Origin of the sequence: Emergencia sp. 1XD21-10 (genome assembly GCF_009936045.1) — a bacterium.
Taxonomy (GTDB): Bacteria; Bacillota; Clostridia; order Peptostreptococcales; family Anaerovoracaceae; genus Senimuribacter; species Senimuribacter intestinalis.
The window spans coordinates 1-14,572 of sequence record NZ_QWEQ01000004.1 but is presented as its reverse complement, the minus strand read 5'-3'; the positions used below and the strand labels follow the sequence as shown (position 1 = coordinate 14,572).

The 14,572-nt window shown below is 44.8% G+C and carries 12 protein-coding genes; 11 read left to right on the top strand and 1 reads right to left on the bottom strand.

Features of this window, described 5'->3' with window-relative positions; genetic code table 11:
- Positions 1–60: 60 nt before the first annotated feature.
- The 11 genes from D1151_RS02625 to rpe are packed head-to-tail and all read left to right on the top strand — an operon-like array spanning position 61 to position 11,357.
- Positions 61–714, top strand: a complete 654-nt coding sequence (locus tag D1151_RS02625) for an epoxyqueuosine reductase QueH (protein ID WP_161907846.1) — start codon at positions 61–63, stop codon at positions 712–714.
- Between the two features lie 37 nt (positions 715–751).
- Complete coding sequence (gene asnA, locus D1151_RS02620; protein ID WP_330588258.1) at positions 752–1,762, top strand: aspartate--ammonia ligase; 1,011 nt, start codon at positions 752–754, stop codon at positions 1,760–1,762.
- A gap of 1 nt (position 1,763) precedes the next feature.
- On the top strand, positions 1,764–3,770 hold the full coding sequence (gene priA, locus D1151_RS02615) for a primosomal protein N' (protein WP_161907844.1): 2,007 nt from the start codon (positions 1,764–1,766) through the stop codon (positions 3,768–3,770).
- Between the two features lie 26 nt (positions 3,771–3,796).
- Positions 3,797–4,279: a peptide deformylase gene (gene def / locus D1151_RS02610; protein ID WP_160202406.1), complete on the top strand. Its 483-nt coding sequence runs from the start codon at positions 3,797–3,799 to the stop codon at positions 4,277–4,279.
- Complete coding sequence (gene fmt / locus D1151_RS02605) at positions 4,279–5,211, top strand: methionyl-tRNA formyltransferase (RefSeq protein ID WP_161907843.1); 933 nt, start codon at positions 4,279–4,281, stop codon at positions 5,209–5,211. Before def ends, fmt begins: the two co-directional genes overlap by 1 nt.
- 19 nt (positions 5,212–5,230) lie before the next feature.
- Positions 5,231–5,950 carry a zinc metallopeptidase gene (locus tag D1151_RS02600; RefSeq protein ID WP_161907842.1) on the top strand — a complete coding sequence of 240 codons (720 nt, stop codon included), beginning with the start codon at positions 5,231–5,233 and terminating at the stop codon, positions 5,948–5,950.
- Between the two features lies 1 nt (position 5,951).
- A complete protein-coding gene (gene rsmB, locus D1151_RS02595; protein ID WP_243151153.1) occupies positions 5,952–7,238 on the top strand; it encodes a 16S rRNA (cytosine(967)-C(5))-methyltransferase RsmB in 1,287 nt (428 codons plus the stop codon).
- A gap of 13 nt (positions 7,239–7,251) precedes the next feature.
- On the top strand, positions 7,252–7,995 hold the full coding sequence (locus tag D1151_RS02590; RefSeq protein WP_160202402.1) for a Stp1/IreP family PP2C-type Ser/Thr phosphatase: 744 nt from the start codon (positions 7,252–7,254) through the stop codon (positions 7,993–7,995).
- Positions 7,992–9,800 carry a Stk1 family PASTA domain-containing Ser/Thr kinase gene (pknB, locus tag D1151_RS02585; RefSeq protein ID WP_161907840.1) on the top strand — a complete coding sequence of 603 codons (1,809 nt, stop codon included), beginning with the start codon at positions 7,992–7,994 and terminating at the stop codon, positions 9,798–9,800. Before D1151_RS02590 ends, pknB begins: the two co-directional genes overlap by 4 nt.
- Positions 9,775–10,668, top strand: coding sequence for a ribosome small subunit-dependent GTPase A (rsgA, locus tag D1151_RS02580; protein WP_243151147.1), 894 nt, complete (start codon positions 9,775–9,777; stop codon positions 10,666–10,668). The genes pknB and rsgA overlap by 26 nt, the downstream gene beginning before the upstream one ends.
- 38 nt (positions 10,669–10,706) lie before the next feature.
- A complete protein-coding gene (rpe, locus tag D1151_RS02575; RefSeq protein WP_161907839.1) occupies positions 10,707–11,357 on the top strand; it encodes a ribulose-phosphate 3-epimerase in 651 nt (216 codons plus the stop codon).
- Between the two features lie 123 nt (positions 11,358–11,480).
- Here the strand turns inward: rpe and D1151_RS02570 are convergent, their stop codons facing one another.
- Positions 11,481–14,402 (bottom strand): transglycosylase domain-containing protein, encoded by a 2,922-nt coding sequence (locus D1151_RS02570; RefSeq protein WP_161907838.1) that lies wholly within the window; start codon positions 14,400–14,402, stop codon positions 11,481–11,483.
- Positions 14,403–14,572 lie beyond the last annotated feature (170 nt).

Genomic DNA, 14,572 nt, shown 5'->3' with positions numbered 1-14,572 from the left:
ATAAAGAGTCAATAGTTCATAAAATACCAGAGAAAAATCAGGAAGGAGCAAGCAGTAACTATGACAAAGAAAGAAACAGCTCCCTGGAGCTTGCAAAGAGGCATTTCTGACTGCTCTGACTGCATGTGCGGTCTTACGGGCGCAGGTGAAACCGCCATGAAACCGCCGCTGCTTCTTCACAGCTGCTGCGGACCTTGCAGCACATCGGTCATAGAGCGGCTGGCACCTGATTATGATATCACCGTTTTTTTCTATAATCCGTGTATCACTGACGGAGAGGAATATGAGAAGCGGAAGATGAACCAAATCGCTTTTATTGAGAAATATAACCAGAATCTCGGCGGTACGCAGAAGATTCACTTTATGGAGGGAATATATGAGCCGGACGCGTATTATACGCGGGTATCCGGCTTCAGTAATGAACCGGAAGGCGGGGCGCGCTGCACGATTTGCTTCGATATGCGTCTTGAAAAGACGGCACAGACAGCGGCAGCCAAGGGATATGGCATTTTTGCCACAACCCTGACTGTAAGTCCTCATAAAAATTATCCGCTCATTTCAGAAATCGGAAAGAAATTTGCAGTGCAGTATGGCATAGAATTTTTGGACATCGACTTTAAGAAAAAGGCGGGATTTCATCGCAGCATTCAGCTATCTAAGGAATACGGTCTTTACAGACAGAACTACTGTGGCTGCGAGTATTCAAAACGATAATTCAATATTTTTGAGATATAATATGGAGGAAACAAAAATGGCACAATTAATCACACCGAAGGACTACTCACCGGTAATCAGTCCGCTGGAAACCCAGCGTGCAATCAAAAAAATTAAGGATTACTTTCAGCAGGAACTGGCTTACGGGTTAAACCTGCGAAGAGTATCCGCACCTCTCTTTGTTTTTCCGGAGACCGGACTGAACGACAACTTGAACGGTGTGGAGCGTAGAGTTTCATTCAGCCTGCTTGACCTTGAAGAAAAAGAAGTTGAAGTAGTGCAGTCTCTCGCAAAATGGAAGCGAATGGCTCTTGGAAAATATGGAATTAAGCCGGGACACGGCATTTATACAGATATGAATGCAATCAGAAGAGACGAAGAGCTTGACAACCTCCACTCTGTCTACGTAGATCAGTGGGACTGGGAAAAGGTAATCACCAAAGAGCAGAGAAACACGGAGTATCTCCACGAGACAGTGACAACCATTTACAACGCAATGAAGAATCTGGGGGATTATGTAAATCGTCTTTACAGAGATTTACAGACAGAGATTCCTAATGAGATTTATTTTATTACCAGCCAGGAACTTGCAGATATGTATCCAAATAAGACACCAAAGGAAAGAGAAGATTTAATCTGCAAAACTCACGGCGCAGTCTTTATTGAAAAAATCGGTGGAACCTTGACCTCAGGCGAAAAGCACGACGGAAGATCTCCGGACTATGACGACTGGGAACTGAATGGGGATATTATCTTATGGAACGATGTGCTGGACAGAGCCTTTGAGATATCCTCTATGGGCATCCGCGTAGATGCCGATGCTATGGATCGCCAGTTGAAGCTGGCAGGCGCTGATGACAGAAGAAGCCAGTCTTTCCATCAAGCCATTTTAAGCGATGAGCTGCCGTATTCCATTGGCGGCGGCATCGGACAGAGCAGGCTGTGCATGTACTTCCTGCGTAAAGCTCACATTGGTGAGGTGCAGGTTTCTGTATGGCCGGAGGATATGATTTCCGAGTGCAAAAAAGATAATATTTTCTTACTATAAGATGAAATATATAAACGTAGTTATTAATCATAACAGCAGGCATACGGACACATACTATACATATGCAGCGCCCGATGATATTACAGTTGGGGACATCGTAGAGGTGTCCTTTAACAGAGGTAATAAGCCAAAGAACGCTTATGTCTTTGAAGAGGGAGTTACCCCCGATTGCGAGGTTTCCAAAATCAAAGCGATTACTGGAAAAAATCCGGATATCTCCCTGAATCCTGAGATGGTGAAAACTTGTATTTGGATGAAGCGGCGATACGGAATCAAATATTTGGACGCTGTTAAATGTTTTGTGCCAAACGGAAATCCTGCAAAAGAAGGCAAAGAAAAGGAACCCTACAAGGACGCAGAGGGCGAGAGACAGGACATCAGAAGGCTGACAGAGGAGCAGCAGATAGCGGTGGATACCATCAGCTGTGCGGTCAGAGGAGAAAGACAGGAAAGTTTTCTCATTCACGGGGTCACCGGAAGTGGCAAGACGGAAGTTTATATGCAGGTCATCGCAGAGGTTCTTTCTGCGGGTAAAACAGCTATTATGCTCGTGCCTGAAATCGCGCTGACGAAGCAGATTATCGACCGTTTTATTGCCAGGTTTGGAAAGAAATCCATCGCAGTTTTACACAGCAAGCTGACAAAACGAGAGCGTTTTGATGAATGGCAGAGAATCAGGGCGGGAAAGGCGAACATCGTCATCGGCGCCAGATTGGGCGTCTTTGCTCCCCTTGAAAACATCGGCGTTATCATCATGGACGAGGAGCACGAAGCGACCTATAAGTCGGATATGACGCCGAAATACGATACAGTGGATATTGCTCTGAAACGACTCATGTACTATCAGGGGGTATTGATTCTGGGCAGCGCAACGCCGTCGGTGGTTTCTTACCAGCGGGCGAAGGAAGGGATTTACCGGCTTATCACCCTAAAGCAGCGCTATAACAGCGCACCTCTTCCTACGGTAGAACTTGTAGATATGCGGGAAGAATTGAGAGAAGGCAATCGAACTGTTTTCAGCGACAGGCTTTATCGAAAGATGGAGGAAACCCTTGCAAAAGGACAGCAGATTATATTGTTTCTCAACCGCAGAGGCTATTCCACCTTTATTTCCTGCAGGGAGTGTGGTGAGGTAATGGAGTGTCCGGAGTGTGGTATTTCCTTAACTTATCATAAGAAAGAAAACGCAGGGGTTTGCCATTACTGCGGAAAAAAATTTTCTGTACCGGCAAGCTGTCCAAAATGCGGCAGCAAATATATCAAGTATTTTGGTTCAGGTACTGAAAAGGTGGAAGAATTCACAAGGGAGCTGTTTCCAGACAGAAAGGTGGAGCGGCTGGACCTTGATACCGCTAAAAATAGCAGAGAAATTAACCGGATTATCGGGAACTTCTCAAAGGGAAAGACGGAGATTCTTATCGGCACGCAGCTGGTCGCGAAAGGTCTGGACTTTAAAAATGTTGGACTTGTCGGTGTCGTTGCTGCCGACGTCAGTCTTCATATTCCCGATTACAGGTCGACGGAGAGAACTTTTCAGCTAGTGACTCAGGTTTCTGGAAGAGCTGGCAGAGGTGAAGAGGAAGGGCATGTAATCGTGCAGTCCTATACGCCGGACAATTTTGCGCTGACTACAGCAGCAAACCATGATTATGAGGGCTTCTTTCAGATGGAGGCTTCTATCAGGCAGATGATGGACTACCCGCCTTTCTCAGATTTAATTCTGGTCGAATTTACAAGTGAGAAGGAAGAATATGCCCTTGAGACGGCAGAAAGCTGCAGGAACTATCTGATTCGCTGTAAGATTGAAGAGGAGAGCAGCATCTTTGAACCCAAGCCGTCCTATCATTTTAAGGGGAAGGACAGTTTTCGCTATTTTATACTGATTAAATGTCCGAAAGGACTTAGAAACAAGTATATTTACTGCATTGACTGTTTCGGAGAAAATTTAAAGAAAAATAGGGATAGTTGTGCGATGACTATTGACGTCAATCCGTACAGCACCATTTAAGATAAAGCATAAAAGGAGAATGAGAGATGGCAATTAGAAATGTTGTGTTAGATGGAGATGAAATTCTTAGGAAGCACTGCCGCGAGGTTTCTGAAGTGACAGACCGCATTCGGCAGACTTTGGAGGATATGGTGGAAACCATGCACCAGCAGTCGGGCTGCGGACTTGCAGCACCGCAGGTTGGCATTATGCGCAGAATGTTTGTAGCGGAACCTGAGCAAGGCGGCAAGATTTACTATATGATTAATCCTGAAATTTTGGAGCAGGAAGGTTCTGTTTCCGGCGACGAAGGCTGCCTCAGCGTGCCGGGACTGATCGGTACTGTGGACAGACCTGAAAGAATCAAAATCAAGGCGCTGGATTTTAATGGAGAAGAGAAGATTTATGACTTTGAAGGCTGGGACGCTCGCGTGATGTGTCACGAAAACGACCATCTGGACGGTATTCTTTATACGGATAAAGCGGTAAACGTCAGAGAACCGGAATATGATGAAGAGGTAGAAGGTTAATGAAAGTAGTTTTCATGGGCACACCGGATTTTTCGGTTCCGGTGCTTGCGAAAATTTTGGAGGCAGGTCATCAGGTGGGCTGCGTGGTAACTCAGCCTGATAAAGCCAAAAACAGAGGAAAGAAGATCCAGTTTACGCCGGTGAAGGAACTGGCAGTAGAACATGGAATTAAGGTATTGCAGCCTGAAAAAATCAAGCAGGATACAGAAGTTTTACAAACCCTTAAAGACTATGCGCCGGACATCATCGTCGTAGTGGCATACGGACAGATTATTCAAAAAGAGATTCTGGATTTGCCTAAATACGGCTGTGTCAACGTTCATGCGTCTCTTTTGCCGAAGCTGCGCGGCGCGTCGCCTATACAGCATGCGATTTTGCAGGGTGAGGAGGAAACCGGTGTAACCATTATGCAGATGGACGTGGGGCTTGACACCGGAGATATGCTCAGCAAAGCAAGTCTTGTTATCGGAGATAGAAATTGTCAGCAACTTCATGACGATTTGGCAGAACTCGGCGCAAAGCTTTTAGTGGAGACTTTGCCGCGCATTGAAGCGGGGAATATTTCCCCGGAAAAGCAGGATGACAGTCTCTCAAGCTATGCCGGCATGATTTCTAAACAGGATGGAAAAATTGACTTTCACAAGAGTCCTATAGAAATTCAGCAGCAAATTCGCGCTTTTGATCCGTGGCCAGGAGCATTTTGCAATTATGGCGGCGTGGTGATGAAGATTTGGAGCGCGGAGCCTGTGGCAGAAAAAACATCAAAGGCGCCGGGTACCATTATCTGCGTTTCAGATAACGGCGTTGATACGGCTTGCGGAGATGGGCAGGTGCTTCGCATTACAGAAATTCAAATGCCTGGAAAGAATCGGGTTTCTGTGAAGGATTATCTCCGGGGCAACAAAATAGAGATAGACAGCTTATTCGAATAAATAAAAGGGGGAAAAAGAAATGTTTCATTTTTATTATGGAGGATCCAGTCTCATTTTTCTGCTGCCAGCTATGTTGCTGGCGTTGTTTGCACAAGCAAAAGTAAAAAGTTCTTTTAGGAAATATTCTTCTGTGCGCAATCACAGAAATATGACTGGTGCAGAGGCAGCAAGAAGAGTGCTGGACAGCAATGGACTTAGAGATGTGGAGATTCGCCAGATTCCTGGCAATCTAACAGATAATTACGATCCAAGAAACAGAACACTGAGCTTGTCTCAGGATGTGTATGGTGTTTCTTCGGTTGCGGCAATCAGTGTAGCCTGTCACGAGGCAGGTCATGCTATTCAACATGCCAGAAGTTATGCGCCGCTGAAAATCAGAAATGCTATCGTGCCTGTAGTTAACCTTGCATCCAGCTTTACATGGATTTTAATTATTGTAGGGCTGGGACTTTTAGCAGGACAAAGCTATGAGATGTATGCCATGGGAAATACTATTTTTAATATCGGTGTACTGGCATTTGTTGCGATAGTTATATTTCATCTGATTACGCTTCCGGTGGAGCTTGATGCCAGCCATAGAGCGATTGTGCAGATGGAGGAACTGGGAATTGTCACCATGGAAGAAAAAGCAGGCGCAAAGAAAGTGCTTAGTGCAGCAGCGCTCACCTATGTGGCAGCTCTTGCTGTAGCAGTTGCCAATCTTCTCAGAATCTTAGCAATCAGGGGAAGGCGTGATTGATATGGACTGCAATCGGAGAACAACCTATTCAGTGCTTTTTGAAATTGAAAAGAATCAGGCGTATTCCAATCTGGAGTTGAACAGACAGATTGGGCTGCAAAATCCAGATAATCCTGCCTTTGTACGGGAACTGGTATACGGCGTGTTGGAGAATCGGATATACCTTGACTATCTTCTTGCGCATCTGATTCCCAAGGGACTTTCCGGCATAAAAAAACAGGTTCTGACGCTGCTTCGCATGGGGCTTTATCAGCTGATTTTTATGGAATCAGTGCCGCCTTATGCAGCTATCGGGGAGACAGTAAAGCTTGCTAAGAAGCTGGCACCGGGCAGAGACGGTTTTATAAATGGTGTGCTTAGAGGTTATCAGAAAAAGGGCGCAGATATTAAACTGCCTGATTCGAAAGAGGACCTAATTTCCTACCTTTCCGTCAGATATTCTTATGCGCAGTGGATTGTGGAACTCCTGCTATCTCAGTATGGGATGCAGAAGGCAGAGCAGATTTTGAAAGCAGGAAACGACCGACCAAAACTTTCCATTCGGGTGAACATGACGAGAACAGACAGACAGTCTCTGGCAGAGCAGTTGACTGAAGAAGGCTTTGTTATAGAGGAAGCCACCTTGAGCGAGAGGGTGCTCTTTGCAAGCGGTAGCGGACTTTTGGAGACGAAGGCTTATGAACAGGGGCTTTTCTCTGTACAGGACGAGGCATCGGTTCTTGCAGCAGAGGCGGTGAATCCTTTGCCGGGACAGACAGTGCTTGATATTTGTGCAGCGCCGGGCGGCAAGAGTCTGGCGATGGCTGAAATGATGGGAAATAAAGGGGTAGTAAAAGCCTTTGATATATACGGACACAAACTCACATTAATATCGCAGCAGGCGCAGAGGCTTGGGCTTTCCAACATTATCACCGAAGAAAGTGACGGATGCGTACTGCGGGAAGATTTGAGGGATTCTTCGGATTGCGTTCTGGTAGATGGTCCATGTTCGGGTCTTGGAGTGATTCGGAGAAAACCTGAGATCAAATATAAAGAGCTTGCAGACGAAGGCAGAGAACTTTCTGAAAAGCAGCTTCGGATTCTTTTAACTGCCAGTTGTTATGTAAAAGAGGGAGGGATTTTGGTTTACAGTACCTGTACGGTGAATCGAATAGAGAATACAGAAGTTGTAGAACGCTTTCTCAAAGAAAGGTCAGGGTTTACACTGCTGTTTGAACGACAGTATCTGCCGGACACAGATGAAACGGACGGATTTTATATCTGTAAAATGAGAAAGCAAAAATGCTGAAAGGAGATTATATATGGAGGTAGGCTTTAAGACAGATAAAGGCCAGAGGCGCAGCAACAACGAAGACGCTTGTTTTGTCATGAAAAAGGACAGGGTGTTTATTGTCGCTGACGGAGTTGGGGGGAATAATTCCGGAGAGATTGCCAGCAGGACCTGTGTAAACGGCATTGCAAAATATGTCGAAACTCATTCGATGGAGGCACTTTCTACAGCGGAAGAAATTGGCGCATATTTTGAGGAATGTCTGAAGGATGTAAACTTTAAGATACTTGAGATGTCACAGCGTTTTGAGAAAAATAAAGGTATGGCAACTACAGTGGTCATCGCTTATGTAGCGGATAATCAGCTTTACATAGCTAATGTAGGCGACAGCAGGGCATATGTTCTCAGAGACGGAGAACTGAACCAGATTACTGAGGATCATACCTATGTGAATACACTTTTGAAAGCTGGGATTATTTCAGAAGAAGAGGCAGCAAACCACGAGAACAAAAATATGATAACAAGAGCCGTAGGCGCAGATTATACCATTGAGCCTGATTTTTTTCAGGTTTCCATTGAAGCGGGGGACATGATACTGATTTGCACAGACGGACTTTACGGAGAAGTTGAAAAGAGCGAATTAATTAGCCGGTTAACCGAGGAAGAATCCATGACCCACATCTGTAACGAACTGGTAGAAGCCGCCAACAGAAATGGTGGCAGCGACAATATTACGATGGTAGTCTTGAAAGTGACGGAGGATGATATCAGATGAGTAAATTACTTGCAGGAAGATATGAACTAATTGAGAAAATCGGAGAGGGCGGCATGGCGGTTGTTTATAAAGCCAGATGTCGACTCTTAAACAGATATGTAGCAATTAAAATTTTGAGACCGGAGTTTACCAAGGATATACAGTTTGTAGAGAGTTTTAAACGTGAGTCTCAGGCGGCAGCAGGGCTTCAGCATCCGAATATTGTAAGCGTATATGATGTCGGTAAGGAAGGCGATATAAACTTTATAGTCATGGAGCTTATCGACGGCAGACCGCTGAGCGATATTATCAAAGAAGAAGCCCCGATGAACTACAAGCGTGCCATTGAGATTACCAGACAGGTAGCTTCTGCGCTAGGGCTTGCTCATAGGAACAATATCATTCACAGAGATGTTAAGCCACATAATATCATGATTACCCGAGACGGCACTGCAAAGCTGGCTGATTTTGGTATTGCCAAAGCGGTGAGCAATTCCACTATTATGGCAAACGAGACGAATAGAGTCATCGGCTCAGTACACTATTTTTCACCGGAGCAGGCAAGAGGCGCTTATGTGGATGAACGGTCCGATATTTATTCGCTGGGTATCGTTCTTTATGAAATGCTCACAGGTCAGGTACCTTTTGACGGAGAAAATCCGGTACAGGTAGCGCTCATGCACATTAACGACGAGATTACGCCGCCGTCCCATCTGGTATCAGGCATTCCGCCGGCATTGGAAAAACTGGTGATGAAGGCAACTGACAAATTCCAGTCCAACCGATATAAGAGTACGGAGGAAATGATTGAAGAATTGGGAAACATCGATTTTGTGACAAAGATGGTAGGTGATTCTGTCTTTGTTGCTTCTGATGTAGAAGATTTTCAGGAGAAAAACCGGCAGAAGCATAACCAGGAGTTGGAGGATGAAATCTTTGAGGATATGAAGCCTCATAAAAAGAAAGAAAAGAAGATAAAAGCTACTCCAATAAAGGAAGATGATAGGTCTTCAAAGAAGTCTAAGAAACCAATTATTATTGCAGCTGTAGTAGTTGGAGCGATTGCCCTTGCAGCAGTAATACTCTTTGCAAATGGTTTCTTCGGTGGTGGATTAAAAGCACCGGATTTAGAAGGAAAGACTCCTGATGAAGCTAAGGTAATTCTGGAAGAAATGGGTCTGAAGATGGAAGTCGACGAACAGACTATTAGCAGTGATGATATTGATGAAGGTAAGATTGCGGCACAGGATCCGAGAAAAGGCGAAAAGGTCAGCAAGGGCGATACCATCACTGTCATTCTCAGCAACGGCAAATCCAATGGACAGGTGCCGAGCGTTATCGGTATGAACTATAATACCAACAGGGATTTAGTGGAAAATATACTGGAAAGTGCGGGCTATGAACTTGGTGTGGTTCATGAGATGGAAAGCGATGCAAATGTTGGTGAAATTATCGATCAGGAGCCGGGTTCTGGTGCGGAATTAAAGAAAGGCTCAAAGATTGATATTACCATCAGCAAGGGTACTGACAAGATAGCGGTACCACCTCTGACTGGTCTTACTCTGGATGAAGCGAGAGAGACGTTGGAAGCTGCAGGGCTGCATATGGGTCAGCCTAAGTATGAAGAAAGTACTGTTTATGCTAAGAATATCGTCATCGGCTCTACGCCGGGAGAAGGAACCAAGGTGAAATTGGGTTCCACCGTTATTATAACAGTCAGCAAGGGTGAACCGGTTGTAACGCCGCCTGAGCCGCCTGTTGATGAGGGAAATGAAGGCGACGAACCTGGAGATAACAGTGATGATGACGGCGGAGAAGAAGAATAGGATGAAAGGGATTATCATGAAAGGAATCGGCGGTTTTTACTATGTAAAAACCGCTGATGGTGTATATCAGACAAAAGGGCGGGGGATTTTCAAAAAAGAAGGGATTACTTTGGCAGTTGGAGATAATGTGGAAATGGAGGTTCTTCCAGACGGTGATGGAATCATCAATGAGATTCTGCCCAGAAAGAATCAATTTATCAGGCCTCCTATTGCCAACGTGGACTGTTTTATAGTGGTCTTTGCGGCGACCAAACCTAAGCCGAACTTTCATGTCATTGACAAGTTTCTGATTATGGCGGAATATTGGGATACGGAGGTGATTCTTTGCGTCAACAAGTGTGATTTGGCAAAGGAAACAGCGCTGGAGGAAATACGGGATATTTACGGCAGTATATATCCTATGGTCTTTGTCAGCGGAAAAACCGGCGAAGGAATTGAGAAATTATCCGCACAGCTCTCTGGAAAGCGAGCAGCTTTTGCGGGACCTTCCGGTGTGGGAAAATCGACCATTATCAATCTTCTCATTCCTCACGCGAACATGGAAACCGGCACGGTCAGTCAGAAGACGCAGAGGGGAAAGCACACCACTAGACATGTGGAAATCTTTGAGACTGATAATGGCGGCCTGGTCTTTGACACGCCGGGCTTTACCTCCTTTGATATTTTAGAGGCTTCAGAAGAGAATTTGGCTTCATATTATCCAGAGTTTGCAGCACTTAGTTATGCCTGCCGATTTGATAACTGCAGGCATATCAAAGAGCCGAACTGTGCGGTTAGAGCGGCATTGGAAGAGGGAAAAGTCAGCAGGATTCGGTATGATTCCTACCTTGCAAATATGGAAGAAATAAAGAAAAAAAAGAAGTATTAAATTTGTAGCTGCACCTGCAGCAGAACGGAGAGAAAACGATGGGAAAACTTGCACCTTCAATTTTATCGGCAGATTTTGCCGAATTGGGCAAACAGGTAGAGGAAATCAGCAGGGCGGGCGCTGATTACGTCCACATAGATGTGATGGACGGTCATTTCGTGCCCAACATCAGCTTTGGTGCAGCTGTCATGAAAGCGCTGAACAAGCTGGACACAGCCCCTTATGATGTTCATTTGATGATTGAAAATCCTGACCAGTATGTAAGCGATTTTGTAACTGATAGGACTGAATACATAGTGGTTCATCAAGAAGCTTGCCCCCACCTGCATAGGAGCCTGCAGAACATCAAAGCTTACGGCGTAAAGGCAGGAGTTGCAATTAATCCAGCAACGCCGATTTCTACACTGGAATGTGTGCTGGAGGATGTAGATTTAATTCTGGTGATGTCTGTAAATCCGGGTTTTGGAGGACAGAAATTTATTCCGGTAGCTTTGGATAAAATCCGCCAGTTGGATACCTTGCGCAGGGAAGCCGGTTATCACTATACTATTGAAGTAGATGGAGGTATCACTCTCGACAATGTGGAAATGGTTAAAGCTGCCAGCTGCGATATCTTTGTGGCAGGTTCAGCAGTCTTTGGTGCAGAAAATCTGACGGAACGGGTAAAAGAATTTAAGGAAGTACTGTAGACACATTTTGGAGGGAGAAGTATAGGTAAATATAGCGAGGCTTTCGCAAACCATATAAAAAAACTTATAACAAAAGCGGCTATGGCCAGTTAGGTCAATTAGCCGCTTTTATCATACATGATTTTATGCTGCGTCGTCTTCTTCGCCATCACCATCACCATCATCATTCTCATTATCAGAATCATCCGGTTTTGGTTTATCCGGATCATCGTCCTCTGGCTCTTCTGGTTTTACGAACGGAATATAGTTTTCATCCGGATTGATTGGATATTTTTCAGGGTTAGCATTGTGTTTATGGCAGTAGAATCTTGGAATATCATCGTCATTGCCAAAGTCGAAATAGCCTTTCTTTTCGGTGTCCGGACAATCAGGTGTAGCCAGATAACCGGTTTCCTTACAGATAGCAACTTTCTTTTCTAAATCCTTGATACTGCCGACGCCGCCTTGCGTACCTGCGATGTAATATTCTCCGCCGGAGGAGATGACATTGCTTGGCATGCTCTTGTAGGAGCCCTGTTTTGCGCCGTCAATCTGATTCATGATTTTACCCCAGAGTCTTGCTGCAGGTCCACTCATTTCTGTACCGTTGCAGTTCTGATCCACACCAATCCAAAGGGAAGCGGAGTAGGATGGAGTAAATCCATCAAACCAGATATCAACCTGATGGTCAGTTGTACCGGTTTTTCCGCCAACCTGTACGCCGGAAATTGCTGCGGGATAGCCGATGCCCTGTGATACAACGGATTTCAGCATATCTGTCATAATCCATGCAACACCGGAGTCTAAAACACGGTGGCTCTTTGTTTTTGTGCGGTCAACCAGAGTTTCATCTTGACTGTCTACAATTTTGGTAAATGCGGTTGTTTCGCGACGGGTTCCGTTGTTAGGGAATACCGTATAGGCGCTTGCCATATCCAGTGTAGTAACACCATTAGTCAGACCACCGAGGGCAAGACCGGCAGGATTCATGTCGTTAACACTGCCTTCTCGCTCTAAAGTCGTGATGCCGAATTTTTCTACCAGGTTTGCGGAATAATCTGCACCAACCTGAAGGAAGATCTTAACAGCACAGGTATTGATGGACTGTTGGAGGGCAGTACGCATGGTCATAGGCCCGGAATAGCCGGCACCGCCAGCATTTTGAGGCCAAACCTTGCCATTGATGGTAGTTTTCTCATCAATGACAATGGAAGCCGGTGTTAGATAGTAGCCCCAGAGCTTATCGCCTTGTTTATCAATTTTGAAATTGGTAAAATTATGTTTTTTTCCGTTTTTTGCTTCCTCAGCACTCTGCGCAATAGCAGCAGAGTATACTGCCAGCGGCTTGATGGAAGATCCAGGCTGTTCCGGGCTGATAGCTCTATTGTGCAGCCTTCTGCCGGCAGTTTTTCTGCCGCCAACCATGGCCTTGATATAACCGGTGGAATTTTCCACAATGGTCATGGCGGCCTGAGGCTGAACAACTTTCTGGTTCAGCGTATAGGAAGTAGACGGAATGGTTATGGTTCCGTCGTCGTTAAAGATGAAGAAGTTTGCGTAGTCCTCATCCTCAAAGAATTCTGCCGGAATCTGAATGTTACCCTTTTTGTTCATAATTTTATATTTCTGCGGAATATTGATAAAACCGCCGCTGATGGTATAAAGGGTTCCATTTTCGTATTTGTACATGTTTTTAAACTCAATACTATAATCGGTTTCTCCGTTTACGGTAGTTTCGTATACATTGAGACGCTTGCCGGTCTTGATGACCAGACCGCCGTCCTTTCGTTTTAAGAACTCGCCTTTTTGCAGAGTAAAGTTGCCTTCTGCGTCAAAGTAACTGTCATAGGAGTCCATATTTGGTGTATTGTAAGTATAAGAGGCAGGGAAGTTTGCATCGTTGTCAAACTCAGTTTCGATGACCTGCTGTGCTTGTGCGTCCAAAGTGGAATATATCCTCAGACCGCCGTTATATACTTTGTTCCAGGCTGTATCGTAGTCCCATTCCTTTTCTTCCATCAGGGCTTCTATGACCTGGTCAATGACATAGTCCTCAAAGTATGCAGACTTTTCTAAAATACTGTTATAAGTAGGATTCAGCATTTTCTTTAATTTAGTAGAAGAAGCCTTATCGTATTCTTTCTGTGTGATGTAGCCTTGCTCCAGCATGAGGGAAAGGCAGATGTCACGCCGATCTTTGCTGGCGTCATTGGCGATATAAGTACCTCTGGAATTGCTCTTTAGGATGTTTTTGTCCTTGGCAGAAACATCTTGACTTCCCACAAAGAGCACCAACTGAGAATCAGCAGGGGACTGTGGAAGGGAAGCAAGGGCTGCACACTGCGCTAAAGTCAAGTCCTGTACATCTTTGGAAAAATATGCCTGAGAAGCCGCCTGAACGCCGTAACTGCCGTATCCCAGATAAATGGTATTCAGATAGGCGGTGATAATTTCTTCTTTGGAGAGCTCTTTTTCCAGTATTATGGTGTAATAAGCTTCTTGAATCTTACGAGTCATGTCGTGGTCGAACTGCTTATCTTTCAGAAATAGATTTCTGGCAAGTTGCTGGGTGATGGTACTGGTTCCGCTGACCTGTCCGCCGCCGAAAATAGATTCCTTAATGGCACCCAATATACGAATAAAGTTAAATCCGTGATGATCCCAGAAAGTTTTGTCCTCCAGAGCGACAACTGCGTCAATTAAATCCTGCGGAAGATCTTTGTATTCTACATTGGTTCTGTTCTGTTCTGAAAATACAGTATCAATTTCGTTGCCTTCATCGTCATAGATAACTGTGCTCTCGGACAGAATAGAATAAATTTCACTGGTATCAATATCCGGTGCTGCTGAAATTGCGCGGCCGACGTAAATACCTACTGCAATACAGACCAGCAGGAAGATACAGAATAAGAACAGGATAAACCGTTTCCAGTTGAGCCTGTGCTTTTTTTTCTTTTTATTAGTAGTGGGAACAGCAGTATTGCTCTCAGAGTGCATAACTGCCTGCTCAGTGACCTGCTGCTTTGTTTGTCTTGATTTTGATCTTTTGTTTCTATCGCTACGCATAGATATTGCATTCCTTTCTTGCGAAAATAATACTCCTACTTAGTATACCATAATTCACCACGAAAGTTAAAGGATATTTCATATTTTCTCAAATTTATTATTTGCCAAAATAAATTCTGCGTATCACTGGAATTTCAAATGGCAAAGACTTACATAGAATTTACTCTGAC

What these genes read in the sequence shown, in the direction of transcription:
- D1151_RS02625 (WP_161907846.1), top strand. Translation starts at nt 61, where the DNA reads ATGACAAAGAAAGAAACAGCTCCCTGGAGCTTGCAAAGAGGCATTTCT.
- asnA (WP_330588258.1), top strand. Translation starts at nt 752, where the DNA reads ATGGCACAATTAATCACACCGAAGGACTACTCACCGGTAATCAGTCCG.
- priA (WP_161907844.1), top strand. Translation starts at nt 1,764, where the DNA reads ATGAAATATATAAACGTAGTTATTAATCATAACAGCAGGCATACGGAC.
- def (WP_160202406.1), top strand. Translation starts at nt 3,797, where the DNA reads ATGGCAATTAGAAATGTTGTGTTAGATGGAGATGAAATTCTTAGGAAG.
- fmt (WP_161907843.1), top strand. Translation starts at nt 4,279, where the DNA reads ATGAAAGTAGTTTTCATGGGCACACCGGATTTTTCGGTTCCGGTGCTT.
- D1151_RS02600 (WP_161907842.1), top strand. Translation starts at nt 5,231, where the DNA reads ATGTTTCATTTTTATTATGGAGGATCCAGTCTCATTTTTCTGCTGCCA.
- rsmB (WP_243151153.1), top strand. Translation starts at nt 5,952, where the DNA reads ATGGACTGCAATCGGAGAACAACCTATTCAGTGCTTTTTGAAATTGAA.
- D1151_RS02590 (WP_160202402.1), top strand. Translation starts at nt 7,252, where the DNA reads ATGGAGGTAGGCTTTAAGACAGATAAAGGCCAGAGGCGCAGCAACAAC.
- pknB (WP_161907840.1), top strand. Translation starts at nt 7,992, where the DNA reads ATGAGTAAATTACTTGCAGGAAGATATGAACTAATTGAGAAAATCGGA.
- rsgA (WP_243151147.1), top strand. Translation starts at nt 9,775, where the DNA reads ATGATGACGGCGGAGAAGAAGAATAGGATGAAAGGGATTATCATGAAA.
- rpe (WP_161907839.1), top strand. Translation starts at nt 10,707, where the DNA reads ATGGGAAAACTTGCACCTTCAATTTTATCGGCAGATTTTGCCGAATTG.
- D1151_RS02570 (WP_161907838.1), bottom strand. Translation starts at nt 14,402, where the DNA reads ATGCGTAGCGATAGAAACAAAAGATCAAAATCAAGACAAACAAAGCAG.